The sequence below is a fragment of the Pseudonocardia sp. genome, assembly GCF_050246655.1.
Taxonomy (GTDB): Bacteria; Actinomycetota; Actinomycetes; order Mycobacteriales; family Pseudonocardiaceae; genus Pseudonocardia.
In genome coordinates this window covers 23,573-47,725 of sequence record NZ_JBFWVQ010000010.1, presented here as the reverse complement: position 1 = coordinate 47,725, position 24,153 = coordinate 23,573, and the positions used below count along the sequence as shown (strand labels likewise).

At 72.8% G+C, this 24,153-nt stretch carries 26 protein-coding genes and 1 other RNA gene; 20 read left to right on the top strand and 7 right to left on the bottom strand.

Features of this window, described 5'->3' with window-relative positions; genetic code table 11:
- Nucleotides 1-108: 108 nt before the first annotated feature.
- Nucleotides 109-1,836: a DEAD/DEAH box helicase gene (locus tag AB7J25_RS05765; RefSeq protein ID WP_428505789.1), complete on the bottom strand. Its 1,728-nt coding sequence runs from the start codon at nucleotides 1,834-1,836 to the stop codon at nucleotides 109-111.
- Nucleotides 1,837-2,246: 410 nt separating this feature from the next.
- On the opposite strand from AB7J25_RS05765, the gene AB7J25_RS05760 reads away from it, so the two are divergent.
- Complete coding sequence (locus tag AB7J25_RS05760; protein ID WP_428505787.1) at nucleotides 2,247-2,924, top strand: ferritin-like fold-containing protein; 678 nt, start codon at nucleotides 2,247-2,249, stop codon at nucleotides 2,922-2,924.
- Between the two features lie 119 nt (nucleotides 2,925-3,043).
- Nucleotides 3,044-3,271 carry a DUF3107 domain-containing protein gene (locus AB7J25_RS05755; protein ID WP_428505785.1) on the top strand — a complete coding sequence of 76 codons (228 nt, stop codon included), beginning with the start codon at nucleotides 3,044-3,046 and terminating at the stop codon, nucleotides 3,269-3,271.
- Here AB7J25_RS05755 and AB7J25_RS05750 read toward each other — a convergent pair.
- A complete protein-coding gene (locus AB7J25_RS05750) occupies nucleotides 3,217-4,218 on the bottom strand; it encodes an NAD(P)/FAD-dependent oxidoreductase (protein WP_428505783.1) in 1,002 nt (333 codons plus the stop codon). The two genes, AB7J25_RS05755 and AB7J25_RS05750, sit on opposite strands and share 55 nt — an antisense overlap.
- A gap of 81 nt (nucleotides 4,219-4,299) precedes the next feature.
- Here AB7J25_RS05750 and AB7J25_RS05745 point away from each other — a divergent pair, with 81 nt between their 5' ends.
- The gene (locus tag AB7J25_RS05745; protein ID WP_428505781.1) at nucleotides 4,300-4,881 is read left to right on the top strand and encodes a helix-turn-helix domain-containing protein; all 582 of its coding nucleotides are present in this window, start codon (nucleotides 4,300-4,302) and stop codon (nucleotides 4,879-4,881) included.
- A 10-nt stretch (nucleotides 4,882-4,891) separates the two neighbouring features.
- Here the strand turns inward: AB7J25_RS05745 and AB7J25_RS05740 are convergent, their stop codons facing one another.
- The gene (locus AB7J25_RS05740; RefSeq protein ID WP_428505779.1) at nucleotides 4,892-5,191 is read right to left on the bottom strand and encodes a DUF4873 domain-containing protein; all 300 of its coding nucleotides are present in this window, start codon (nucleotides 5,189-5,191) and stop codon (nucleotides 4,892-4,894) included.
- Nucleotides 5,184-5,816: a TetR family transcriptional regulator gene (locus tag AB7J25_RS05735; protein ID WP_428505777.1), complete on the bottom strand. Its 633-nt coding sequence runs from the start codon at nucleotides 5,814-5,816 to the stop codon at nucleotides 5,184-5,186. The genes AB7J25_RS05740 and AB7J25_RS05735 overlap by 8 nt, the downstream gene beginning before the upstream one ends.
- A gap of 66 nt (nucleotides 5,817-5,882) precedes the next feature.
- Between AB7J25_RS05735 and AB7J25_RS05730 the strand changes: the two genes are divergently transcribed.
- Complete coding sequence (locus tag AB7J25_RS05730) at nucleotides 5,883-6,776, top strand: AurF N-oxygenase family protein (RefSeq protein ID WP_428505775.1); 894 nt, start codon at nucleotides 5,883-5,885, stop codon at nucleotides 6,774-6,776.
- Nucleotides 6,777-6,780: 4 nt separating this feature from the next.
- Nucleotides 6,781-7,677 (top strand): alpha/beta fold hydrolase, encoded by an 897-nt coding sequence (locus tag AB7J25_RS05725; RefSeq protein ID WP_428505773.1) that lies wholly within the window; start codon nucleotides 6,781-6,783, stop codon nucleotides 7,675-7,677.
- On the opposite strand, the gene AB7J25_RS05720 is transcribed toward AB7J25_RS05725, so the two are convergent.
- Nucleotides 7,674-8,312, bottom strand: a complete 639-nt coding sequence (locus AB7J25_RS05720; protein ID WP_428505771.1) for a TetR/AcrR family transcriptional regulator — start codon at nucleotides 8,310-8,312, stop codon at nucleotides 7,674-7,676. The genes AB7J25_RS05725 and AB7J25_RS05720 overlap by 4 nt on opposite strands.
- Nucleotides 8,313-8,357: 45 nt before the next feature.
- A complete protein-coding gene (locus AB7J25_RS05715) occupies nucleotides 8,358-9,263 on the bottom strand; it encodes a hypothetical protein (protein ID WP_428505769.1) in 906 nt (301 codons plus the stop codon).
- A gap of 177 nt (nucleotides 9,264-9,440) precedes the next feature.
- Here AB7J25_RS05715 and AB7J25_RS05710 point away from each other — a divergent pair, with 177 nt between their 5' ends.
- From AB7J25_RS05710 to AB7J25_RS05640, 15 genes are all read left to right on the top strand, one after another.
- Nucleotides 9,441-10,382 carry an alpha/beta fold hydrolase gene (locus tag AB7J25_RS05710; protein WP_428505767.1) on the top strand — a complete coding sequence of 314 codons (942 nt, stop codon included), beginning with the start codon at nucleotides 9,441-9,443 and terminating at the stop codon, nucleotides 10,380-10,382.
- 94 nt (nucleotides 10,383-10,476) lie between these two features.
- A complete protein-coding gene (moeZ, locus tag AB7J25_RS05705) occupies nucleotides 10,477-11,649 on the top strand; it encodes an adenylyltransferase/sulfurtransferase MoeZ (protein WP_428505765.1) in 1,173 nt (390 codons plus the stop codon).
- Between the two features lie 89 nt (nucleotides 11,650-11,738).
- Complete coding sequence (locus AB7J25_RS05700) at nucleotides 11,739-12,257, top strand: PadR family transcriptional regulator (RefSeq protein WP_428505763.1); 519 nt, start codon at nucleotides 11,739-11,741, stop codon at nucleotides 12,255-12,257.
- Between the two features lie 27 nt (nucleotides 12,258-12,284).
- The gene (gene prfB / locus AB7J25_RS05695) at nucleotides 12,285-13,403 is read left to right on the top strand and encodes a peptide chain release factor 2 (protein WP_428505761.1); all 1,119 of its coding nucleotides are present in this window, start codon (nucleotides 12,285-12,287) and stop codon (nucleotides 13,401-13,403) included.
- A gap of 30 nt (nucleotides 13,404-13,433) precedes the next feature.
- Nucleotides 13,434-14,978 carry a lipopolysaccharide biosynthesis protein gene (locus AB7J25_RS05690; RefSeq protein ID WP_428505906.1) on the top strand — a complete coding sequence of 515 codons (1,545 nt, stop codon included), beginning with the start codon at nucleotides 13,434-13,436 and terminating at the stop codon, nucleotides 14,976-14,978.
- Between the two features lie 180 nt (nucleotides 14,979-15,158).
- Nucleotides 15,159-16,223, top strand: a complete 1,065-nt coding sequence (locus AB7J25_RS05685; RefSeq protein ID WP_428505758.1) for a GNAT family N-acetyltransferase — start codon at nucleotides 15,159-15,161, stop codon at nucleotides 16,221-16,223.
- A gap of 57 nt (nucleotides 16,224-16,280) precedes the next feature.
- Complete coding sequence (gene ftsE, locus AB7J25_RS05680; protein WP_428505756.1) at nucleotides 16,281-16,970, top strand: cell division ATP-binding protein FtsE; 690 nt, start codon at nucleotides 16,281-16,283, stop codon at nucleotides 16,968-16,970.
- Between the two features lie 43 nt (nucleotides 16,971-17,013).
- The gene (ftsX, locus tag AB7J25_RS05675; protein ID WP_428505753.1) at nucleotides 17,014-17,925 is read left to right on the top strand and encodes a permease-like cell division protein FtsX; all 912 of its coding nucleotides are present in this window, start codon (nucleotides 17,014-17,016) and stop codon (nucleotides 17,923-17,925) included.
- Nucleotides 17,926-17,962: 37 nt separating this feature from the next.
- Nucleotides 17,963-18,982 (top strand): TerC family protein, encoded by a 1,020-nt coding sequence (locus tag AB7J25_RS05670; RefSeq protein ID WP_428505751.1) that lies wholly within the window; start codon nucleotides 17,963-17,965, stop codon nucleotides 18,980-18,982.
- Nucleotides 18,983-18,991: 9 nt separating this feature from the next.
- Entirely contained in the window at nucleotides 18,992-19,480 is a 489-nt protein-coding gene (gene smpB / locus AB7J25_RS05665) for an SsrA-binding protein SmpB (protein WP_428505749.1), read from the top strand.
- Nucleotides 19,481-19,563: 83 nt separating this feature from the next.
- A complete protein-coding gene (locus tag AB7J25_RS05660; protein ID WP_428505904.1) occupies nucleotides 19,564-20,613 on the top strand; it encodes a calcium:proton antiporter in 1,050 nt (349 codons plus the stop codon).
- Between the two features lie 2 nt (nucleotides 20,614-20,615).
- Nucleotides 20,616-21,527 carry an amidohydrolase family protein gene (locus AB7J25_RS05655; RefSeq protein WP_428505902.1) on the top strand — a complete coding sequence of 304 codons (912 nt, stop codon included), beginning with the start codon at nucleotides 20,616-20,618 and terminating at the stop codon, nucleotides 21,525-21,527.
- 52 nt (nucleotides 21,528-21,579) lie between these two features.
- Nucleotides 21,580-21,952, top strand: a transfer-messenger RNA (tmRNA) gene (gene ssrA, locus AB7J25_RS05650).
- A gap of 98 nt (nucleotides 21,953-22,050) precedes the next feature.
- Complete coding sequence (locus AB7J25_RS05645) at nucleotides 22,051-22,314, top strand: ribbon-helix-helix domain-containing protein (protein WP_428505747.1); 264 nt, start codon at nucleotides 22,051-22,053, stop codon at nucleotides 22,312-22,314.
- On the top strand, nucleotides 22,311-22,688 hold the full coding sequence (locus tag AB7J25_RS05640; protein ID WP_428505745.1) for a hypothetical protein: 378 nt from the start codon (nucleotides 22,311-22,313) through the stop codon (nucleotides 22,686-22,688). The genes AB7J25_RS05645 and AB7J25_RS05640 overlap by 4 nt, the downstream gene beginning before the upstream one ends.
- Nucleotides 22,689-23,025: 337 nt before the next feature.
- Here the strand turns inward: AB7J25_RS05640 and AB7J25_RS05635 are convergent, their stop codons facing one another.
- Nucleotides 23,026-24,147 (bottom strand): NAD(P)/FAD-dependent oxidoreductase, encoded by a 1,122-nt coding sequence (locus AB7J25_RS05635; RefSeq protein WP_428505743.1) that lies wholly within the window; start codon nucleotides 24,145-24,147, stop codon nucleotides 23,026-23,028.
- Nucleotides 24,148-24,153 lie beyond the last annotated feature (6 nt).

The following is a 24,153-nucleotide window of genomic DNA, read 5'->3' as shown; positions in this document are numbered from 1 at the left end:
ACCGCCTTCCGATCGCCGGCCCCGGCGTGCGCCCTGCCGCCGCGCGGGGGCGCGATGCCGTGCCTGTCGGCGCCCGCCGCCGGTGCGGCGGTCGCCGGGGTATGCAGGCTAGCTGGCTGCGGCGTCCGGCGCGGCGGTCGACCCCGCCTCCAGGGTCTCGACGGCACCCGCCCCGTCCGCGGCACCGCGGCCCCGGCGGCGCGCACCGCCCCGGCGACGGCGGCGACGCGGAGCGCCCTCCTCGCCGCCGGTCTCCGGCCCGGCGCCCGACCGGACCGCCGACACGACACCGGCATCCGACGGCGTGCTCTCCGCGGCCGCTCCGGCCTCGGTGGTCGCAGCCGTGACTGCCGTGTCGGTGGGCGCATCGGCCACACCGGCGTCCGCCCCGTCGACGGCGACGCCGCCCCGGCTGCGCACGCGCGCGCGGCTGCGCTGCGACCGTGCCGGCGCCTCCTCGGCGGCCGGCTGGGACGCGCGCCCGGCGGGCTTCTCGCCGCGCCTGCGGTTGCGCTTGCGCCCGCCCTGGTCGCCCTCGTGGTCGACCCACTCGGCGTCCAGCCCGGCACGGGTGCGCTGCGCGCGCGGGAGCCTGCCCGTGACCTCGGTGGGGATGTCCAGGTCGGTGAACAGGTGCTCCGACGTGGAGTAGGTCTCCACGGGCACGTCGATGGCCAGGCCCAGCTCGTCGCTCACGAGCTTCCAGCGCGGGATCTCGTCCCAGTCCACGAGCGTGACGGCCACGCCCTCCTTGCCCGCCCGGCCGGTGCGCCCGATGCGGTGCACGTAGGTCTTGGAGTCCTCGGGGCACTGGTAGTTGATGACGTGGGTGACGTCGATGACGTCGATGCCGCGGGCCGCGACGTCCGTGGCGACGAGGACGTCCACCTTGCCGGACCGGAACGCCCGCAGCGCCTGCTCGCGGGCGCCCTGGCCGAGGTCGCCGTGCACGGCGGCGGCCGCGAAGCCGCGCTCGACGAGGTCGTCCGCCACGCGCTGCACGGTGCGCTTGGTGCGGGCGAAGATCATCGTCAGGCCGCGCTCCCGGGCCTGCAGCACCTTGGCGAGCAGCTCGACCTTGTCCATGGCGTGCGCCCGGTAGACGACCTGGCGCGTGCGCTCGTGGATGGAGCCCTGGTCGCTCTCCTCGGCGCGGATGTGCGTGGGCCGGGTGAGGAACGCCCTGGCCAGGGCGATGATCGGGCCCGGCATCGTGGCCGAGAACAGCATCGTCTGGCGCTCTTCGGGCAGCATCCGCAGGATCTTCTCGACATCCGGCAGGAAGCCGAGGTCCAGCATCTCGTCGGCCTCGTCCAGCACCAGCGCCTCGACGCGGCCGAGGACGAGGTGGCGCTGCTCGGCGAGGTCCAGCAGCCTCCCGGGGGTGCCCACGACGATGTCCACACCCTTGCGCAGGGCCGTGACCTGGGGCTCGTAGGCGCGGCCGCCGTAGATGGCGGTGACGCGCACGCCCAGGTGGCGGCCCGCGTCGGAGATGTCCTTCGCGACCTGCACGCACAGCTCGCGGGTGGGGACGACGACGAGCGCCTGCGGCACGTCGCGGCTGCGGTCGGCGGCGCGCCCGTCGTCCCAGCCGTCCGCGGTGGCGGCGGGCTTCTCCGCGGGCGGGGTGATCCGCTGCAGCAGCGGGACGCCGAAGCCCAGCGTCTTGCCGGTGCCCGTGCGGGCCTGGCCGATGACGTCCTCGCCGGCCAGGGCGAGGGGCAGGGTGAGCTCCTGGATCGCGAACGTGCGCTCGATGCCGGCCTCGGCGAGCGCGCGGACGATCTCGGGGCGGACGCCCAGCTCGGCGAAGGTGGGGGAGTCGGGACGCACGGGGGCGCCCGCCTGTAGCGGGTGCGCGTCCTCCGTTCCCTCCAGGTCGCTCGCGAGCGGTGCGTCGTTCGGGGTTTCGGTCGGGACGGACAGGGTGATCGCCTCTCTCCGCGCACAGGGCCGGTCGCGGTTCGTCGACCGCCGGCGCGCTGCGATGAGCGGGAAACCGCGCTCGGGCGGGAGAACCGACGAGGCGCTGTACGCACCATGTCGTGTGCGGTGCGGTGGTCCTCCGTCCCGGTGACCCGGGGTGACGGAGCCGGCCGTCCGCGGCAGGGACACGCGACTGCACGTGTCGCACGCGATGATACCCGGTCACCGGCCTCGGTGCCCATCCGCCGCGGTGCGCGGAGTGTGATGCGTCCGGTGTTCCTGGTCACCTGGGCAGGAGCGGCGGATAGGCTCGCCCCGTGGGGCTAGCGGGAACCACCGGGACGAGCGTGGGCGCGTCGGACCGGGCGGTCGTCGATCTTCTCGGGGTGCTCGCGTACGGCGAGCTGTCGGCCTTCGACCGGCTCTCCGAGGACGCCCGGTCCGCGCCGACGCTGGCGGGCCGGGCGGCGCTGTCGCGGATGGCCGCCGCGGAGATCGGCCACTACGGCCTGCTGGAGGAGCACCTCGCGGGGATGGGCGTCGGCGTCGAGGAGGCGATGTCCCCCTTCGTCGCGCCGCTGGACGCCTACCACGCCCACACCAAGCCCCACACGTGGCTGGAGTCGCTGGTCAAGGCCTACGTCGGGGACGGGCTGGCCGCGGACTTCTACCGCGAGATCGCGGGCTGGCTCTCCGGGCCGACGGCCGATCTGGTGCGCGTCGTGCTCGCCGACACCGGCCACTCCGCGTTCGCCGAGCGCGAGGTGCGCGCGGTGGTCGCGGAGAACCGGGAGGTGCGCGACCGCCTGGCCCTGTGGGGCAGGCGGCTGCTCGGCGAGGCCGTCACCCAGGCCCAGTACATCGTGGCGCAGCGCGACGAGCTGGCGGACTTCATCGTCTCGGGCTCGGGCGACCTCGCGGGCATCGCGACGCTGATCAAGCGGGCGCAGTTCACCCACGGCAAGCGCATGGCGAGCCTGGGCCTGAAGGGCTGAACGGTCCGGCGGGTTCGCTCACGGCGCACCGGCCGGGGCGTCCCGGGCGGCGCCGCTGGACTACCGTTGCGTCCGCAGGCTCTCGATGGAGCGACCCAGTACGACCAGGAGGTTCCCCCGTGGAGGTCAAGATCGGCATCGCCGAGAGCGGACGCGAGCTCGTGGTGTCCAGCGACCAGCCCGCGGACGAGGTGGCGAAGCTGGTCGAGGAGTCGTTCACCAGCAAGGACGGGCTGCTTCGGCTCACCGACGAGAAGGGGCGCCGGTTCGTCGTGCGCTCCGACCAGATCGCCTACGTCGAGATCGCGCCGGAGGACGTCCGCAAGGTCGGCTTCGCGGTCGGCTGACCGGCGCGGCGGGCCCGCAGTGCCGCGACCGCGGCTCGGGTCTCCTCGGCGACCAGGTCGGCGTTGATCTGCGCCCCGGCCGCGGCACCCGCGGCCGCCGCCGCTCCGACCTGGGCCACCGGGTCCGTGACGTTGCCCGCCGCCCACACCCCGGGGACGGCGGTCCGCCCGGCCGGGTCGACCGGCAGGTGGGTGCCGATCCCGCTCGGGTGCTCGACGGCGTCGAGCCCGAGCCCGGCGAGGAACTCCGTGCGCACCCGGGTCCGGGAGGCGACGGCGAGGGCGTCGCGGTGCACCGCCCGCCCGTCGCGCAGGCGCACACCGGTGAGGCGGTCGGCCTCGACGAGCACCTCCGCCACCTCGCCGTGGATCACCTCGATGTCGCGCGCCGCGAGCTCCTCGGCCTCCTCGTCGGTCGGCGGCCGGTCGTGGGCGAGGTAGACGACGTCCTTGCTGAGCTGGCGGAACAGCAGCGCCTGGTGCATCGCCAGGGGCCCGGTGGCCAGCACGCCGATCGCCCGGTCGCGCACCTCCCAGCCGTGGCAGTAGGGGCAGTGCAGCACGTCGCGACCCCACCGCTCGCGCAGGCCGGGCACGTCGGGCAGCTCGTCGACCAGCCCGCCCGCCACGAGCAGGCGCCGCGCGCGCACCGTCGTGGAGTCGGCGAGCGTGACGGTGAAGCCGTCACCGGCGCGGGTCGCCGCGGTGACGGTCCCCTCGCGGATGCGGCCGCCGTAGCCGCGCACCTCCTCGCGGCCCCGCCGGAGCAGCTCGGCAGGCGGCGTCCCCTCCCGGCCGAGGAGCCCGTGCACGCCCTCCGCCGGTGCGTTGCGCGGCACCCCCGCGTCCACGACGAGGACGGATCGGCGGGACCGGGCGAGCATCAGCGCGCCGTTCAGGCCGGCCGCCCCGCCACCGACGACCAGCACGTCCACCTGTTCTGTCATGTCGACCACCTCCGGGTGCCACCGTGCGCCCACACCGCCTCCACTGGCAACATTCGTTGCCGCTATGGCAACATCGCTCGCATGGACTCCGATCTCGAGGACGCCGTCGCCGCGGCCGGGCCCCGCCTGCGTGCGCTGCGGCGCCGCCACGACGTCACGCTGGAGGAGCTCGCGGCGCGCACCGGGATCTCGAAGAGCACGCTGTCGCGCCTGGAGTCCGGCGGGCGCCGCCCGACGCTGGAGCTCCTGCTCCCGCTGGCCCGCGCGTACGGCGTCACGCTGGACGAGCTCGTCGCCGCGCCGCCCACGGGCGATCCGCGGGTGCACCTGCGCCCGGTCGTCCGGGACCGGATGACGATGGTGCCGCTCAGCCGCCGCGCGGGCGGCATCCAGGCATACAAGATCGTGATGCCGGCCGGCCCGCCCGCCGAGCCCGACCCGCGCACCCACGAGGGCTACGAATGGCTGTACGTGCTCGACGGCCGCCTGCGGATGGTCCTCGGTGAGCACGACGTGGTGCTCGTGCCGGGCGAGGCCGCGGAGTTCGACACGCGGGTCCCGCACTGGTTCGGTCCCGCGGACGGTGGCCCCGTCGAGTTCCTCAGCCTCTTCGGTCGCCAGGGGGAGCGCGCCCACCTGCGGGCCCGGCCGCGCGACCCGTAGACAGGGCCGGTCAGCCGGCGAGGTCGGGCTCGGCGACCGCGTAGGGCGGTGTGCCGACCCCGGTGACGCGGTAGCGGCCCCACGGATCGCGGTCGCCGATGCGTGCGGCGGCCCGGCCGGTCGGGGTCGTGAGCACTGCATCGGTGGTCTGGTCCGGCAGCGTCGCGCCACCGTCGAGGGTCAGGCGGCCGTACCAGTGCAGGCGACCGTCCTGGGGTTCGTGGCGGGCGTCGAGCAGGGCACGTGCGGACAGCTGCGAGCCGCCGACGTGCAGCACGGCGGGCCCGGCGTAGCCGTCCTCATCAGACATCGCCGTCCCCTTCCGGGTCGAGGCCGGCGAGCCCGGCGAGGCCGCCCCAGATGAGCGCAGTGAGGTGGTCGGTGAGCGCGGCGCGGGTGATCGTGCGCCGCTCCAGCCACCAGTCCCCGGCGCTCTGCACCATCCCGACGAGACCCTGGGCCCACGCTTCTGCGCCGCTCGCGTCGCGCCCCGTCTGGCCGAGCCGCTCCCGGATGAGGCTCGCGAGGATGGCCGCGATCCGCTGGCGCACGTCCTCGGCGATCTCCTCCCCCATGGACGCCTCGATCGGGTGGTGCACGACGAACCGCCAGAGCTCGGGCTCGGCCTCGATGCCGGCGAGGAACGCGTCGACGGCGGCGCGGATCTGCTCGACCGGCGGGCGCTGCAGCAGCAGCTCGGGGGCGATGCGTGTGAACAGCAGCGCGGCGGCCTGCTCCCCGACGGCGCGCTGGAGGTCGGCACGGTCGGTGAAGTGGCGGTAGAGGACGGGCTTGGTGATGCCGGCCGCCGCGGCGATCTCGGCGACCGAGACGCCCGGGCCGTGGGCGCGCACCGCGTCCATCGCGGCCCGGACCATCTCCGCCCGCCGCTGTGCCCGGCGCTGCTCGCGCTCCACCTTGACAGGACTCGTCACGTGCGGCATGTTACCACGGGTAACAGTTACTGCTGGTAACAGGAAGTGCCGAAGGAGGATCCCACGATGGCGACCCGGACCGTCAACGACCGCGAGGCCACCGCGGCACGGTTGCTCCAGTCCTCCCTCGACCACTCCTACGAGCCCGCCATCGACATCGACTGGGCGGCCCCGCTCGTCGAGGGCCTGTGGGGGCTGCCGGAGCGGCGTTCGTCCCTCTACGGCACCGAGCTGTGGGAGGGGCTGACCGAGGAGCAGCGGCGCACCCTCACCTTCCACGAGGTGTGCAGCATCGCGCGCATCGGGCTGTGGTTCGAGATCATCCTCATGCAGATGCTGCTGCGCTACGCCTACGACCGCGATCCGCGCCGCGCCCACATCCAGTACGCCCTCACCGAGATCGCCGACGAGTGCCGGCACTCGACGATGTTCGCGAAGATGTGCTCGGCCTACGGCGTGCCGGACTACGCACCCCGGCCGCTCACCCACGAGCTGGGCAGGCTGTTCAAGACCATCGGGTACGGCCCGGCGATGTTCGGCGGCACGCTGTTCGTCGAGGAGATCCTCGACCAGATGCAGCGCGAGTGCATGCGCGACGAGACGGTGCAGCCGCTCACCCGCATGGTCAACAAGATCCACGTGACCGAGGAGGCCCGGCACGTCCGGTACGCCCGCGAGGAGCTGCTGCGGATCATGCCGAAGACCGACCGCAAGCAGAAGATGATCGCGCGCTTCCTCCTCGCGCGGATCGCCTACCTCGTGGCGCGCAACCTCGTGCACCCCGACGTCTACGCCGCGGTGGGCATCGACCCGAAGGCGGGCCACCGCGCCGCGCTGGCCAACCCGCACTGGCAGGAGACCCTGCGCTGGTCGGCCCGCAAGCTCGTGCCGTTCCTGCGCGAGCAGGAGCTGATCGGCGGCACGTGGGAGTTCCTCTGGCGGCGGGGCTACCTTGTCTGAGGAGGTGTCTGAGCACGTGTCCGAGCAGCGCATACTCACCTCGGACGGCGTCGAGCTGCACGCCGCGGTCGACGGGAACGGCCCGGTCACCGTCGTACTGGCCCACGGCTGGACCCTCGACACCCGCATCTGGGACCCCGTGGCCCGCCGCATCGCGGGATCCGCCCGGGTCGTCACCTACGACCACCGCGGCCACGGCCGTTCGGGTGCCGCACCCACCGGCACGATGACGCTGGAACGCCTCGCCGACGACCTCGCGACGGTGATCGTCGAGACCGCGCCCGAGGGCCCCGTGGTGCTCGGCGGGCACTCGATGGGGGGCATGGCCGCCATGGCGCTCGCCGAGCGCCATCCGGGCCTGGTGTCGCGCGTGCGCGGGCTCGCGCTCGTGTCGACCGCCAGCGGTGGCCTCGCCGGGCACTCCCTCGGCCTGCGGCCCCGCGCGGCGGCCGCCGTACGGGTGGTGGAGAGGCGGCTCTACGCCTCGAGCCGGTGGGAGCGGCGCTCCGCGCTCGGCAGCCCGCGCGCCCTCGCACCCGCGCTGCGCTGGCTCCTGCTCGGGCCCGACGCGGACACCACCGCGCGGCGGCTCACCTACGCGGCCGTCGCGAGCTGCCGCCCCCTGACGGTGTCGGGCTTCCGGCCCACCCTGGAGGCCCACGAGCGCGACGCCGCGCTGGCCGCGTTCGCGGACGTCCCCACCGTGGTGCTGGTGGGGAGCAGGGACCGGCTCACCCCGGTCTCGTCGGCCCGGCGGATCGCCGCCGCGCTGCCGTCGGCGGGACTGACGATCTACCCCGGCGCAGGCCACATGCTCCCCGTGGAGCGGGTGGCGGCCGTGGCGGCGCACCTGTCCGCCCTCGTCGCCGGGGCCACGCGAGTGGCGGACCGCGCCGGTTAGCCCGTCGGAGGCGTCTCGCCGAGCTCGTGCACCAGCGGGAATCCGGCGAGCCCCCGCCACGCGAGGCTCGCCATCAGCGCCACCGCGTCGTCGCGGGGCACCTCCTGCCGGGAGTCCAGCCAGTACTGCGCGGCGACCTGCGAGAGCCCGACCAGCCCGACGGCGAGCAGCCGGGCGCGGCCACCGTCCAGCCCCGCGTCCGTGGTGACGGCATCGGCGACCATGTCGATGCAGCGGTTCAGGGCGGTGGACACGACGGCGGCCGCCTCGGGCTCGCCGCGCAGGTCCGACTCGAAGACCAGGCGGTAGGCGCCGCCCTCGCCCGCGACGAAGTCGAAGTAGGCGGAAACGGCGCCGTGCACGCGCTCCTGGTTGTCCGTGGAGTGCGTGATCGCCTCGCGCACGCGCGCCACCAGCTCGTCCGCGTAGGTGGTGAGCAGCGCCCGGTAGAGCTCCAGCTTGCCAGGGAAGTGCTGGTAGAGCACCGGCTTGCTCACGCCGGCGCGCTCGGCGATGTCGTCCATCGCCGCGGAGTGATAGCCCTGCTCGGCGAACACGTCCCGGGCCGCCAGCAGCAGCTGGGCGCGACGCGCACCGCGGGACAACCGCGTGCCGCGCAGCGGAGCCTCCGTCATCCACGTTCCCCTTTCCGCCGCACGACGCCGGACCGGGACCAGATCCTACCCGGCGGTAGGCGGTGTGACCGTCACGAGCGTGAACTCGGCGGTACGAACCGTGTCGCCGTGGCGGAAGTCCAGGAAAAGGCGGTAGGTGCCCGACGAGGGCGTCTCGGCCGTGAACGCGATCAGCGGGCCCGCCCGGTCCTCCGGGCGCGGTGCGGTCGCGGTGTCGGGATGCACATGCAGGTACGCGAGATCGTCGGCCCGCAGCACGACCAGGTGGCCGAACGCGCCCAGGTACGGCTCCAGGTCGGTGACCGGGTCGCCGTCCCTGCTGATGGTTGCGACCAGCTGCGTGGCCTCGCCGCCGGTCAGGTCGCCCTGAAGCGTCACCTCGTAGCCGTCCACCGTTGCGGTGCGTGACGGCTCCGGCGACGGTGCGGGCTCGAACTCGCCGGGCACGAACAGGTCCGTGCCCAGGGTGAGCGCGGGTCCGCCGGTGGGGAGGAAATCCGCGAACACGCGGTAGACGCCCGCGACGGGCAGCGTGAGCGGCGTGCGCCAGGTGCCGTCCGGGTCCAGCTCGGGGTGCAGGTGCTGGAAGCCGGTGGCGTCGCGGCGCACGAGGACCAGGTGCATCCGCTTCTCGTGCTCGACGTCGAAAGCCGTGACGGGGGCACCGTCCGGGCCGGTGATCCGCAACGCCAGCTCGCCGGGGACGCCTGCGCGGAAGCTGCGCTGCGCGACGGCGAGCGTGTAGCCGGCGTCGGTGACCGCGAGCCCGCCGACCGCACCGCCGCCGCCCGGGGTGGGGCCGCCGTCGTGGCCGTGCGTCCCGGACTCCGCCGTCCCGACCGGTGCCGGGACGGGCGCCGCGGCGCCCGCGAGACCGCCCGCGATCCAGGCGAGACCGAAGAGCAGGGCGAGGGCGCCCGCGTACGCGGCGACCCTGACGGCGATCGGCACCCGCCCATCCTCCCTGACGGGGGGATCCGCCGATCGGTCGATCCACCCGCGGCCCGGGCGGTCGGCGGGCGCTGCATCCGGACGGTGACGGTGGCGGCCGTACCCCGGATGGGGGTAACAAGTCGTCTCGTGTCCCTCGAGTTGTCACTTCCCGTTCGGCGCGGCATCACCCGGCAGGTGCCGCGGCCAGCGCTCGTCGAGGCCGCCGCACTGCCCGAGCGCGACGACCACCAGCAGCCGTGGCCGGGTCGCGAGGTCACCGCGGGTGGCGTGACGCTGCACGTGCGCGAGACCCCCGGTCCGCACGGGCACGAGGCCGTCTACGTGCACGGGCTGTCGGGTTCCGCGACGAACTGGACCGATCTCGCGGCGCTGCTGCGCACCCGGGCGTCCGGCACGGCGGTGGACCTGCCGGGGTTCGGCCGGTCGCGCCCGCTGGCGTCACGGGACTACTCGCCCGCCGCGCACGCCGACGCCCTGCTGTGCTTCCTCGCGGGCCGCGGACGTCCCGTGCACCTGCTCGGCAACTCCCTCGGTGGCGCGATCGCGCTCACGGTGGCGGCGCGGCGTCCCGAACTGGTGCGCACGCTCACCCTCGTCTCGCCCGCGATGCCGGACCGGCGCCCGGACCCGCGCCGGCTCTCGGACCCGCGGATCGCCCTGGCGTTCCTGCCCGGCCGGATCGGGCGGCGGGCCCGGGCCGGGCTGGCCGCCGTCGACCCGCGGGAGCGCGCCGAGCAGATGGTGCGCGTCTGCTTCGGCGACCCCGCGCTGGCGCTGCCGCACCGGCTCGACGAGGCAGCAGCGGAGCACCGCTCGCGGGCCCGCCTGGAGTGGGCGGTCGAGGCGCTGGAGCGCACGACGATCGGGATGCTCGCGAGCTGGTGGATCGGGGAGTCGCTGTGGAGCGTGGCGGCCCGCGTCCAGGCGCCGACGCTCGTGATCTGGGGCGGGCGGGACCGGCTGGTCTCGCCACGCCTCGCGCCGCGCACCGCGGCGGTGATCCCGCGTTCGCGGCTGCTGGTCCTGCCCGAGGCGGGACACGTCGCCCAGATCGAGACGCCCGTGGACGTCGCGAGGGCGGTCGCCGCACTGTGGGAGGACGGTTCCGACTGGTGAGACAGGGTGGAAGGATGCCGGGAAGAGCAGAGGCGTTCCCGGCGTTGGCACCGGCGGGACCCGCAACGAACCCCGCAACGAACCGAGGAGTGACATGGCGCTTCCGCCGCTCGTGGAGCCGGCCGCCGAGCTGACCAAGGAAGAGGTGCAGCGCTACAGCCGCCACCTCATCATCCCGGACGTGGGGATGGCCGGTCAGAAGCGGCTGAAGAACGCGAAGGTGCTGGTCGTCGGGGCGGGCGGGCTGGGCAGCCCGGCGCTGCTGTACCTCGCCGCGGCCGGTGTGGGCACGCTCGGCATCGTCGAGTTCGACGTGGTCGACGAGTCGAACCTGCAGCGTCAGGTCATCCACTTCCAGTCCGACGTCGGCCGCCCGAAGGCCGAGTCGGCGCGCGACAAGATCACCGAGATCAACCCGTTCGTGCAGGTGAACCTGCACCAGGGCCGGCTGGACTCGTCCAACGTGCTGGACGTCTTCCGCGACTACGACCTCATCCTGGACGGCACCGACAACTTCGCCACCCGGTACCTGGTGAACGACGCCGCGGTGCTGCTCGGCAAGCCCTACGTCTGGGGCTCGATCTTCCGGTTCGAGGGTCAGGCCTCCGTCTTCTGGGAGGACGCCCCGAACGGCCAGGGCCTCAACTACCGCGACCTCTACCCCGAGCCCCCGCCGCCCGGGATGGTGCCCTCCTGCGCCGAGGGTGGCGTGCTGGGCGTGCTCTGCGCCTCCATCGGCTCGATCATGGTGAACGAGGCGATCAAGCTGATCACCGGCATCGGCGAGCCGCTCCTGGGCAGGCTGATGGTCTACGACGCCCTGGAGATGAGCTACCGCACGATCAGGATCCGCAAGGACCCGAACGCGACGAAGGTCACCGAGCTGATCGACTACGACGCGTTCTGCGGCGTGGTCTCCGACGAGGCGCAGGAGGCGGCCGCCGGGCACACGATCACGGCCACGGAGCTCAAGGAGATGATGGACGCGGGCAAGGACTTCGCGCTCATCGATGTCCGCGAGCAGAACGAGTACGAGATCGTCTCGATCCCCGGGGCCGTGCTCATCCCCAAGGACCGGATCCTGTCCGGCGAGGCACTCGCGGAGATCCCGCAGGACCGGCCGGTGGTGCTGCACTGCAAGTCCGGGGCCCGTTCGGCGGACGCGCTGGCCGCGCTGCACAGGGCCGGGTTCCGCGACGCCGTGCACGTGGGCGGCGGGGTCCTCGCCTGGGCGAAGCAGGTGGATCCGTCCCTGCCGACGTACTGAGATCAACTGAGAGACCTACTGAGCGGAAGACGCCGCGGTTGCTCCATTCCCGACATGCGGGCCGTCGTCGATCGTGACACGGTGGGGTGATGGGGTCGGGACGTCCGAACGGAGTGAACGCCACGGCCGCCGCGCTTCTGGGTCTCCTGCACGACGGCCCGATGACCGGTGGCCAGCTCGTCGCCGCCGCGGTGGCGCGGTTCGGGGCGTTCTTCACCGTGACCCGCAGCCAGGTCTACCGCGAGCTGCCCGCGCTCGCGGAGGCCGGGTTGCTGGAGCTCGGTGAGCAGGGGCCGCGCGCGTCGCAGCAGTTCGTCATCACGCCCGCGGGCCGGAAGGCCTTCATGCAGTGGCTGGCCGAGGGCGGGGGCGTCGAGGGGTTGCGCAGCCCGCTGGTGCTGCGGCTGCTGCATGCCGAGGCGCTGACGCCGGACCAGCGCGTCGAGCTGGTGGACGGGGCGCGTGCGGTGGTGGTGGGCAGGCTGTCCGAGGCGCGGGCCAGGGCGCGCGCCGAGAAGGACCCGTACCGCAAGGCGGTGGCGGACTTCACGGTGGCGCACACGCGCGCGATGGTGAAGCTGCTCGACGCGATCCCCACGAAGGACTGACGCTTCGCGGACGTACGCTGGAGCGTTGTGAACCCCGACGTCGCCGCCGAGCTCAAGGACATCTCCGCCACCCTGGAGAGCATCGAGGCGGTCCTCGACCCGCAGCGGCTGCGCGCCGAGATCGCGCAGCTCTCGGAGGAGGCCGGACGGCCCGATCTGTGGGACGACGTCGAGGCCGCCCAGAAGGTCACCAGCCGCCTGTCGCACGCCCAGGGCGAGCTGCGCCGCATCGAGGACCTGCGCCGCAGGCTCGACGACCTCCCCGTGCTCTACGAGCTCGCCGAGGAGGAGGGCGGTGCCGAGGGCGCCGCCGCGACCGCGGACGCCGACGCGGAGCGCGCGAAGCTGCACGAGGAGATCTCCGCGCTGGAGGTCCGCACCCTGCTCTCGGGCGAGTACGACCCGAGGGAGGCGCTGGTCACCATCCGCGCCGAGGCGGGCGGGGTGGACGCCGCGGACTTCGCCGAGATGCTTCTGCGGATGTACCTGCGCTGGGCCGAGCGCCACGGCTACGCCACCGACGTCTACGACACCTCCTACGCCGAGGAGGCGGGGATCAAGTCGGCGACGTTCCAGGTCCACGCCCCGTTCGCGTACGGCACCCTGTCGGTCGAGCAGGGCACGCACCGGCTGGTGCGCATCTCGCCGTTCGACAACCAGGGCCGCCGCCAGACGTCGTTCGCGGGTGTGGAGGTCACGCCGGTGGTCGAGTCGACCGACCACGTCGACATCGACGAGAAGGACCTGCGCGTCGACGTCTACCGCTCGTCGGGGCCGGGCGGGCAGGGCGTCAACACCACGGACTCCGCGGTGCGCCTCACGCACCTCCCGACCGGCATCGTCGTGTCCTGCCAGAACGAGCGCTCGCAGCTGCAGAACAAGGCCTCGGCGATGATGGTCCTGCAGGCCAAGCTGCTGGAACGCCGCCGGCAGGAGGAGCAGGCGAAGATGGACGCGCTGAAGGACACCGGCTCGTCCTGGGGCAACCAGATGCGTTCCTACGTGCTGCACCCGTACCAGATGGTGAAGGACCTGCGCACCGAGCACGAGGTGGGCAACCCGGGCGCGGTGCTGGACGGCGAGATCGACGGCTTCATCGAGGCGGCGATCCGGTGGCGCCGCCAGCAGCAGGCCGCCGCGAGCTGATCCGCGCGCTCGCGAGGCTACCCTCGCCTCATCGACCGCGAACCCGCTCGCCCGCTCGCCAGGATCGCCCGTCTGGGCGCGGCCCTCTCCGCGCTCACGCTGGTGCTCGTGCAGGGAACGTCGCTGGTCAGCACCCTCGTACTGGCCCGGCTGCTGTCGCCGGAGGAGGTCGGGACGTACGCGGCGGGGACGGTCCTCGCGGGGTTCCTCACCGTGTTCGCCGAGGGGGGCCTGCGCGCCGCGCTGATCCAGCGTGAGGCCGGGCCGTCGGGTTCGGTCGAGGACGCGGCGGACACCGTGTTCTGGGCGACGGCGGCGACCGGCGTCGGAATGAGCCTGCTGGCGCTCGCGGCCTCGCCCGTGGTGGCGGCGGTGTTCCGTAGCCCGCAGGCGGGGGAGATCGCCGCCGTCACCGCCGGGATGCTCGCCCTGCACGGGCTCACGAACGTGCCGGACGGGCTGATGCAGCGCCGGTTCAACTTCCGGCGCAGGCTGATCGTCGATCCGTTGCGTTCGGTCGTCTTCGGCGTCGTGACGATCGGGTGCGCGGCCGCGGGCATGGGCGTGTACGCGCTGGTGGTCGGCAACTACGCCTCGCTGGTGTCCTGGGTGCTCGGGACGTGGCTGCTCGCCAGATGGTGGCCCGGGCGCGGCCGGGCGTCGTACCGGCTGTGGCGGGAGATGGCGCACTTCGCCTACCCGCTGGTGATCCAGAACGTGGTGCGCAACGTGCGCGGCTCGGCGCAGACGGCGCTGATCGGGCGCGGGCTGGGGGAAGCGGCGCTGGGCCAGTACCGCTACGGGCGACGCCTGGGGGAGCTGCCGGGCACCGCCGTCGTCGAGATCGGCTCCTACGTGCTGTTCCCGGCGTTCTCGCGGCTGGCGGGGGAGCCGGCGCGGTTCCGGCGGGCGTTCCTGCGGACGCTGCGCTGGGTCTGGTTCGGTGCGGCGCCGGTGACGATGCTCGTGGTGGCGCTGGGCGAGCCCGCCGCCGTCGTGCTGCTGGGGGAGCGATGGCGGCTCGCGGGCGAGTTCATGGTCGCGATGGCGGGCTACGGCGCGGGCGTGGCCGTGCAGTCGGTGGCGCTGGAGGTCATCCGCGGATCGGGTCGCTCGACGCTGCTCAACCGGGTCTCGGCGGCGCAGCTGGTGCTCGGCGTGGGCCTGGTGTTCGCGGTGCTGCCGTACGGGCTGGTGGCGGTGGGCCTGGCGATCTCGCTGTCGCAGATCCTCGTCGCCGCGCTGGTGGTGAGCCTCGCCCGGTCCGTCCTGCCGTTCACGATGCGGGAGCTCGCGGCCCGGCTCGTCCCGCCTGCGGCGGCCGCCCTGGTGGCGCTCGCGCTCGTCGGGCCGCTGGAGTGGTTCGTCGGCCGCGCGGCAGAGCGGGGTACTGTGGCGGGGCTCGCGATCCTCGCCGGCGAGACACTGCTCTTCGGTGCGGTCTACCTCGGCGTCATGAGGCTCGTGGACGCGGCCGCCGTCGGAGAGCTGGTGGGCGGCGTCCGGCGGCTGCTGCGGCGGCGTTCGTCGGGCGGTGACAACGCGGGCGGTGACGGCGCGGACGTAGCACGGTGACAGTAGTTAATCTACCCTTACCCTGGCCTCACCACGGTATGTGACCATGGGTAAAGTGCTCTTTGAGCCTCGACGGCTGCTGTGGGCTGTGTTTCATTCGAAGGGGTCAAGACGCTGAGGATCCTCACGTACGGAAACGAGCAGCGGTTCGCGGTCCCCACCCCACGCGGCACCATGCGGGTGCACCTGCTGCCCGCCGACGACGCTGCGCTCGCCGCTCCCTTCTGGGCCGTGATCGAGCAGCGCCAGGAGGTGCACCGCCCTGCTGTCAGCTGGGCGTGGACGTCGGCGTGGCTGCGGCACTTCGGCGACACCGTGAACGCCCGCTTCGCGCTGGTCGAGCGCCGGGGCGAGCCGGTGGCCGCCGCCCTGCTCACGGTGTCGTCGCGCTCGCGGCTGGGTGCTCGCAAGCTCCACCTCGGCACGGCAGGCGAGCCCGCGGGCGAGGGCGTCTACGTCGAGTACAACGACGTGCTGTGCGCTCCGTCGGACCGTACCGACGTGGTGCACACGCTGCTGCACGCCATCCGCGAGGAACCCGGCTGGGACGAGCTGGACCTGCCGGGCATGCGGCCGGAGGCGGCGACGGCCATCGCGCGTGCGCTGCCGGCACGACAGACGCCGCAGGCCTCGTGGACGATGCGCCTGCAGCCCGACCAGCCGGTGCTGGACTCCCTGAAGAGCCCGGTCCGCCGTCTCGTGCGCCAGGCGCGGGAGAGCCTCGACCCCGGGCCGGCGGAGCTCGTGCGCGATATCACCCTTGCGGGTGAGGTCATGGACGAGATGGCGCTGCTGCACCAGGTTCGCTGGGAGGCCGCCGGCAAGCCCGGAGTGCTCGCCGGAAAGCGCCTGCGCCACTTTCTCGACGACCTCGTGCAGGAGTGGCTGCCGTCCGGCAGGCTCATGCTGCACCGGCTGCCGGACCCGTCGGGCAAGGCGCTCGGGTGCGTCATCGGCTTCGTCGAGGACGGGCGCTTCCTCTACTACCAGGCCGGGTTCCAGCGGTTCCCGGACAACCGCAAGCGTGCCGGGCTGCTCTGCCACGTCGAGTTCGCCGAGACGTGCCGCCGCCTCGGGATGCGGGAGTACGAGTTCCTCGCGGGCGACGCGCGCTACAAGCGCCAGCTCTCCGGGGACGAGGCGAACACGCTCTACTGGAGCACCTGGCGGCGGCCGTCGCTGCGCAACTCGGCGCTCGACGTCGCCCGGACGGTGCGCGACACCGCGCGCCGCGTCAGCCAGTAGGCGACCCCGCGGCGGGTCGGCCGGGACCGGTGGCCCGCGACGGCTACCGTGCGCGGCGTGATCCGCCTGGACCGTGTCACGAAGGTGTACCCGACGTCGACGCGCCCCGCCCTCGACGACGTCACCATGCGGGTCGCGCGCGGGGAGTTCGTGTTCCTCATCGGGCCGTCCGGCTCGGGCAAGTCGACGTTCCTGCGGCTGCTGCTGCGCGAGGAGCTGCCGACGAGGGGGCGGATCACGGTGGCCGGCATGGACGTCACGGCGCTCCCGCGGCGGCGGGTGCCGCGGCTGCGCCAGCACATCGGGTGCGTGTTCCAGGACTTCCGGCTGCTCGCGAACCGGACCGTGGCGGGCAACGTCGCGTTCGCCTGCGAGGTGCTCGGGCGGCGGCGGGCCGCGATCGACCGGGAGGTGCCCGAGGTGCTGGAGCTGGTGGGGCTCGAGGGCAAGGCTCTCCGGATGCCCCACGAGCTCTCCGGCGGCGAGCAGCAGCGCGTGGCGATCGCGCGCGCCGTCGTCAACAAGCCGGTCGTGCTGCTGGCCGACGAGCCCACGGGCAACCTCGACCCCGACACCAGCCAGGACCTCATGTTGCTGCTGGAGCGGATCAACCGCACCGGGACGACGGTCGTCATGGCCACCCACGACAACTCGATCGTGGACTCGCAGCGCAGGCGCGTGGTGGAGCTCGACGACGGCAGGGTCACCCGCGACGAGGCCCGCGGGGTCTACGGGGCGGCGCGGTAGCCGTGGGCCACCACCTCGTGGGGGAGTCACTCGTGGGGGAGTCATGAGAGCCGACGTCGTCGTCCGTGAGGTCGCCACCGGCCTGCGGCGCAACCTGACCATGACGGTGGCCATGCTGCTCACGACGGCGATCTCGCTCGGCCTGGTCGGCACGGGCCTGCTGGCGGTGCGCGTCATCGACCGCACCGAGGAGCTCTACAGCGCACGCGTCGAGGTGCAGGTCGCCCTCACCTCGGACCTGTCGGCCCGCGACACGGACTGCAGCCAGCCCGCGTGCGCGGCGCTCCACCAGCGCCTGGCGGCCGTGCCGGGCGTGGAGGCGGTGCGGTTCGTCAACCAGCAGCAGGCCTACGAGCGCTACAAGGAGCTGTTCGCCGGGCAGGCGCTGGCCGATCTCGCCGAGCCCGGGACGCTGCCCGCCTCGCTGCGCGTCAAGCTGCGCGAGGACCTGCAGGGGCCCGCGGGTGCGGCCGCCGTCCGCGCCGCGGTGGACGGCCAGGTGGGCGTGCGCACCGTCGTGGACCAGCGCGAGACGGTCGGGACGCTCTTCGACTTCCTGGCCGGTGTCCGCAACGTCACGTTCGCGCTCGCGCTCACCCAGGCCGTCGCGGCGGTGTTGCTGATCTCCAACGCGGTGCAGGTGTCGGCGTTCACCCGGCGCACGGAGGTCGGCGTGATGCGGCTGGTCGGCGCCACCCGCTGGTTCACCCAGCTGCCGTTCCTCGTCGAGGCCGTGGTGACAGGCGTGGCGGGGGCGCTGCTGGCCTCGGTCGCACTCGTCGTGGCGAAGTTCCTCCTGGTCGACGACCTGCTGGCCGGCAACGTCGGCACCAGCGTCGTCCCACCGGTGCAGCTCGCGGACGTGCTGTGGGTCGCGCCGATCCTCGTGCTGCTCGGCGCCGGGGTCGCCGCGCTCACCGGCTACGTCACGCTGCGACTTTACGTGCGCTTGTAGGAGTATTTACCTTCCGGGTGAAAGGAAGGGGTGAGGTGTGCTCGACATCAGCGTGACGACATGGCTCGTGACGATCGGGGTGATCGTCGCGCTGCTGGCGTTCGACCTGGTCCTGGCGGCGATGCGGCCCCACCGCGTCGGGTTCGGCGAGGCCACGGCGTGGTCGCTGTTCTACATCGGGGTGGCCGTCGTGTTCGGCATGTGGTTCTGGTGGGCCTACGGGGGGCAGGCCGGCACGGAGTACTTCGCCGGCTACATCGTCGAGAAGAGCCTGTCGGTCGACAACCTGTTCGTCTTCGTGATCATCATGTCGACGTTCGCGGTGCCCGAGGAGCACCAGCACAAGGTGCTGACGTTCGGCATCGTGCTCGCCCTGATCATGCGGGCGATCTTCATCATGCTCGGCGCCACGCTGCTGTCGCTGTTCTCGTTCATGTTCCTGGTCTTCGGGCTGCTGCTGATCTACACGGCGGTCCAGCTCTTCCGCCACCGTGACGAGGACCCGGACGTCGAGGACAACGGCGTGGTCAAGGTCGCCCGCCGCGTCCTGCCGGTGACCGAGGCCTACGATGGCGGCAGGCTCGTCACCCGCGTCGACGGCCGCCGCGTCGTCACGCCGCTGTTCGTCGTGCTCCTCGCGATCGGCAGCGTCGACCTGCTGTTCGCGCTGGACTCGATCCCCGCGGTCTTCGGCGTCACCCAGGAGGCCTACATCGTCCTCGCCGCCAACGCGTTCGCCCTGCTCGGCCTGCGCGCGTTGTTCTTCCTGGTCAAGGGCCTGCTGGACCGGCTGGTGTACCTGTCGACGGGGCTCTCGATCATCCTCGCGTTCATCGGTGTCAAGCTGATCCTGCACTGGGCCCACGTCGCCATCGACGAGAGCGTCCCGGAGATCCCGACCACGGTGAGCCTGGCCGTCATCGTCGGCATCCTGGTGATCGTCACCGTCGCCAGCCTGATCAAGACCCGCGGCAAGCCCGACCTCAAGGCCCACGCCGGATCGCTGCGGGCGCGGAAGACGCAGAAGTCGCCGTCGGAGTCCGACGAGCGCACGTAGGCTTGCTCGGTGGCGAAGGAGAAGGGGCGCACCGTCATCGCGCAGAACCGCAAGGCCCGGCACGACTACACGATCCTCGACACCTACGAGGCGGGCATCGCCCTCGTGGGCACCGAGGTGAAGAGCCTGCGGCTGGGCCGCGCCTCGCTGGTCGACGCGTACGCCACCGTGGACGACGGCGAGGTGTGGCTGCGCGGGCTGCACATCCCCGAGTACACCCACGGCACCTGGACCAACCACGAACCGCGCCGCACCCGCAAGCTCCTGCTCCATCGCGGCGAGATCGAGCGCCTCATCGGCAAGATCCGCGAGGGCGGTCTCACGCTGGTGCCGCTGTCGCTGTACTTCTCCGACGGCAAGGTCAAGTGCGAGATCGCCCTGGCCAAAGGCAAGAAGAGCTACGACAAGCGCGCCGATCTCGCCCGCCGCGACGCGGACCGCGAGGTCGCCCGGGCCTACGGACGCGCCGCCAAGGGCCGCGCCCGGAGCATGCGGTGACGGCCACCGAGCCGCGCACCGAGGAGGGCTCCGCGTCGCGCCGGCTGCGCATCCCCTGGGCCCTGATCGTGCCCCCGGCGGCCCTGTTCACCCTCGCCGTCACGTGGAGCCTGCGCCTCGGGCCGGTGCTCGTCGTGATCGTCGCGCTGGTGCTCGGCGGGGCCGTGCTCGCCGCGGTGCACCACGCCGAGGTCGTCGCGCACCGGGTCGGTGAGCCGTTCGGGTCGCTGGTGCTCGCCGTCGCCGTCACGGTGATCGAGGTGGCACTGATCGTGAGCCTCATGGTGTCCGGCGGGCCCGAGACGGCCTCGCTCGCCCGGGACACCGTCTTCGCCGCCGTGATGATCACGGCGAACGGCATCGTCGGGCTCGCGCTCCTGCTCGGGGCCCTGCGCTACGGGCTCACCCTGTTCAACGCCGAGGGCAGCGGTGCCGCGCTCGCCACCGTCACCACCCTCGCGACGCTCTGCCTCGTGCTGCCCACGTTCACCACCAGCCTTCCGGGCCCGGAGTTCTCCCCGGGGCAGCTCGTGTTCGCCGCGCTCGCCTCGCTCACCCTGTACGTCGCGTTCGTGCTCACGCAGACCGTCCGGCACCGGGACTTCTTCCTGCCCGTCGGCCCCGACGGGGACACCGAGCGCCCGATCGGCGACGAGGAGCACGCCCCGCCGCCGGGTACGCGCACCGCACTGGTCAGCGTCGGGCTGCTGCTCGTCGCGCTGGTCGCCGTCGTCGGGCTGGCGAAGGTCGAGTCGCCCGCCATCGAGGGCGCCGTCGTCGCCGGCGGGCTGCCGCAGTCGTTCGTCGGCGTCGTGATCGCCCTGCTCGTGCTGCTGCCCGAGACGCTCGCCGCCGCCCGCGCGGCCCGTCGCGGCCGCATCCAGATCAGCCTGAACCTCGCCTACGGCTCCGCCATGGCGAGCATCGGCCTCACCATCCCGACGATCGCGGTGGCCTCCATCTGGCTGGACGGCCCGCTCGTCCTCGGCCTCGGGCCCACGCAGATGGTGCTGCTCGCGCTCACCGTCGTCGTCGGGATGCTCACCGTCGTACCGGGACGGGCGACGCGCCTGCAGGGCACCGTGCACCTGGTGCTGCTGGCAGCGTTCCTGTTCCTCGCGATCAGCCCGTGACCCTGCCCGCGGCACCGCGGTCGGACGCGGACGTGGCGCGGTTCGTCGGGGACCTCGGCCTGCCCGGGATCGTCGACGCGCACGTCCACTTCCTGCCCGAGCGCGTCATGGCCAAGGTGTGGGCGTACTTCGACGAGGCCCACGAGCACTACGGCGTCGGCTGGCCGGTGCGCTACCGCACGCCCGAGCCGGATCGCGTCGCCACGCTGGCCGCGCTCGGGGTACGCACGTTCGCGCCGCTGGTGTACCCGCACAAGCCGGGGATGGGCCGCTGGCTCACCGAGTGGGCGCTGGACTTCGCCGCGCGCACCCCCGGTGCCCTACCCACGGCCACCCTCTACCCGGAGCCGGACGTCGCCGACTACCTCGGCGCGGCGCTCGCCGCGGGTGCCCGGGCGGTGAAGGTGCACGTCCAGGTGGGGGCGTTCGACCCGCGCGACCCGCTGCTCACCCCGGCCTGGGGCCTGCTCGCGGACGCGGGCGTGCCCGCGATCGTGCACTGCGGGCACGGGCCGATCCCCGGGCACCACACCGGCCTGGACGTGTTCGCCGAGGTCCTCGGGGCCCATCCGCGGCTCACGGCGGTGCTCGCCCACGCCGGGATGCCGGACTTCGGCGAGGCCATCGCGCTCGTGGAGCGCTTCGACGGCGTGTACCTCGACACGACGATGGTGGGCACCGCGTTCAGCGAGCGGATCGCGCCGCTCCCGGCGGACTGGGCCGCCCGGCTGGCCGCGATCCCCGGGCGGGTCGCGTTCGGCAGCGACTTCCCCAACATCCCCTACGACTACGTGGAGCAGGTGCGCGCCGTCGCCGCGTGGGCGAGCGCCGACAAGCGGCTGGGCGCGGCGTTCCTGCGCGCGGTGCTGCACGACACGCCGGCCCGGCTGCTGGGACTCGCGGATCGGGGATGATCCCGCGGGCCCGTGGCGTTACCCTGTGCGGGCCCGCCGACCGGCGGGAGAAGGGGGTGAACGGTTTCGACTCCGGATGCAGATCGAGGGGAAGCGTGCCGAGGAAGGCGACGATGATCTCGTGAACCATGCGTCGCAACACAACAAGTGCCGCTGACAAGCGCACTGACTTCGCCCTCGCCGCCTGAGCGAGTTAGAAGTCTGTCGGACCGGGTGCGTTCCCGACCCGGAGCCCGGCATCAGCTAGGGGACTCACCCTCACCGCCCGGTCGCGGGGCGGGTGGGGACATCACACAGCGACTGGGATCGTCACACCGGCCCGTCCGCGGGACCGGGGGATCCGAGTAGAGGCGTAGCGGACTGCGCACGGAGAAGCCCTCGTGAAGTGACGGAGGACCCGGGTTCGATTCCCGGCACCTCCACTGGTTGATCATAAACACCCAGGTCGTTGACCTGGGTGTTTGTGTTGGAGGGATGCGGGCTGCGTTGCCTGCAGTGTTCATACCTGAGTATGCTTGCGAGTATGAGCAGTGAGCGGGTGACGGTGTCGCTTCCCGATGACCTGCGTAGGGCCGCGCAGCGCATCGCGGAGGAGCGGGGTACGTCGTTCTCGTCGGTCGTTGCGGAAGCGTTGACCGGCTGGATGCGCGGTCGTCTGGTCGATGCCTGGCTTGCTGACCATCAGGCGGCGCATGGCGCGTTCGACGAGGACGAGTTGCGGGCGCTCGCTGCGGATGCCGGGGTGCCCTATGTGGGTCCGGGCCGGGCAGGCGACTCAGCGGCGTGAACCTGGTCCTGGATGCGGGCGCGTTGATCGGTGTCGATCGGGATGACCGTCGGACGGCTGGGTTGATCGAGTTGGGTCGGCGCAGTGGGGCCGAGTTGGTGACATCTGCGCCGGTGGTGGCGCAGGCATGGCGCGGCTCGGCCCGGCAGGCGAGGTTGGCGCGGCTGCTGGCGATGATCGATGTTCGCGCGGTCCATCTCGGTGATGCGCGGGCCGCTGGCGAGTTGTTGGCCGCGACGCGTACCGCTGACGTGGTCGACGCTTTGCTTGCGGTGGTTGCGGTTCCCGGTGATCAGGTGCTGACGAGCGATCCCGGCGATCTCAGGTTGCTCCTTGGTGAACGCGGCATGCCGGTGACGGTCGTCACCGTATGAGACCGCATTTCGGCTGGACAGCGATGTGCGGGGGTGTGCGAGTAAGCGACAAGCACCTCCACGCCGACCCCCAGGTCGGTGGCCGCACCGTGACCCTGCGCCGGTTGCGGGCGGGGGGGGAGATGGGCTGAGCCCCCGTCCCGCGCAACGAGCGGCGCGTTCGTCCAACTCAGTTGGACGAACGCGCCGCTCGTGCACGAGGTGATCAGGCCGCCGACCGGACCGTTCACCTACCCGGCCCGTCGCGCTGCGGCGGCGCCGTGGATGTCGGCGACGTTGTCGTCGGAGAAGAACTCGGCCGGTGACATCACCCCGGCGTTGACCCGCAGGAAGGCGTTCATCGCGTCGGGGTTGCCGTGCACCGCCTCGAGCAGGTGCGCCAGCTCGGGCGGCGGCGGCTCGAGGAGCGCGAGCTGCGTGGTGAACTCGTACATCGGAAGGACGTGCCGGTCCCGGGTGGACCGGTAGCGGGCCATCGTGTCGTCGAAGGGACGGTCCCGGACAACGCCTGGTGCAACGCGGTCGTGCACAGCTCGGCGTCCCGGAAGGCGTCGGTGATTCCCTGGGCGGTGATGAAGTCCTTGGTGTAGCCGGCATCGCCGACCAGCGCCCAGCCGGGGCCGAAGGGCGTGCGGAAGAAGTTCGGCACGGCGGTGCCGACGAGGCGGGCCTCGCGGCGGGCGGCCCGGATCCGTTCGGCGAACGGTGGTACCAGGTCGAAGATCCGCAGGTAGTTGCCTTCGATGTCGGCCTTGTTGGCCTCGAACTCCGTGTACCGCCAACCGCCGATGACCAGCGTCAGGTCGTCGTTGGTCGGGATCACCCCGAACCCGCGCCCGCGGTCCGGGCGGAGGTAGACCTCGAAGCGTCCGTCGGTCGGCAACCCGCTGAAGTAGGTGTAGTAGCTGCACTGCAGTCGGGGCTTGTCGTGGTAGCGGTCGGGCCGCACCGCCTGCGCGACGAGGGAGCGTACGCCGTCGGCCCCGACGACGACGCGGGCGTGTTCGGCGACGGTCGCACCGGCGCGGCCGCGGCCGCGGATGCCGGTCACGCGGCCGTCGGAGACGACGACGTCGGTGACGGTGAAGCCCTCCCGCACCTCGGCTCCGGCCTCGGCCGCCGCGTCCACGAGGATCTTGTCCAGCACCGTGCGTCGCGGGGCGTACGCCACCGGTGTTTCGGCGGTCCCGGGCGAGCCGACGATCGTGAACGGGCCGACGTCGAGCGAGTAGGTGCCGATCGGTGGGCATCCGGTCGCGGTGATCCGGTCGAGCAGGCCCCAGCGCCGCAGCGCCGCCACGCCCGGTGGGTGGACGAGGTGCGTCGAGATGGTGTCGCTGGGAAACGTCGCCCGGTCCACGACCAGGACGCGGTAGCCCGCCCTGGCCAGCAACATCGCGGTCGGGGATCCCGCGCAGCGCGCTCCCACCACGATGACGTCGTAGCTGCTCCGGCTCATCTCCGG

Coding starts and splice junctions, on each gene's coding strand:
- AB7J25_RS05750 (WP_428505783.1), bottom strand. CDS start 4,218: ATGACAGAACAGGTGGACGTGCTGGTCGTCGGTGGCGGGGCGGCCGGC.
- AB7J25_RS05745 (WP_428505781.1), top strand. CDS start 4,300: ATGGACTCCGATCTCGAGGACGCCGTCGCCGCGGCCGGGCCCCGCCTG.
- AB7J25_RS05740 (WP_428505779.1), bottom strand. CDS start 5,191: ATGTCTGATGAGGACGGCTACGCCGGGCCCGCCGTGCTGCACGTCGGC.
- AB7J25_RS05730 (WP_428505775.1), top strand. CDS start 5,883: ATGGCGACCCGGACCGTCAACGACCGCGAGGCCACCGCGGCACGGTTG.
- AB7J25_RS05720 (WP_428505771.1), bottom strand. CDS start 8,312: ATGACGGAGGCTCCGCTGCGCGGCACGCGGTTGTCCCGCGGTGCGCGT.
- moeZ (WP_428505765.1), top strand. CDS start 10,477: ATGGCGCTTCCGCCGCTCGTGGAGCCGGCCGCCGAGCTGACCAAGGAA.
- AB7J25_RS05700 (WP_428505763.1), top strand. CDS start 11,739: ATGGGGTCGGGACGTCCGAACGGAGTGAACGCCACGGCCGCCGCGCTT.
- ftsX (WP_428505753.1), top strand. CDS start 17,014: ATGAGAGCCGACGTCGTCGTCCGTGAGGTCGCCACCGGCCTGCGGCGC.
- AB7J25_RS05645 (WP_428505747.1), top strand. CDS start 22,051: ATGAGCAGTGAGCGGGTGACGGTGTCGCTTCCCGATGACCTGCGTAGG.
- AB7J25_RS05635 (WP_428505743.1), bottom strand. CDS start 24,147: ATGAGCCGGAGCAGCTACGACGTCATCGTGGTGGGAGCGCGCTGCGCG.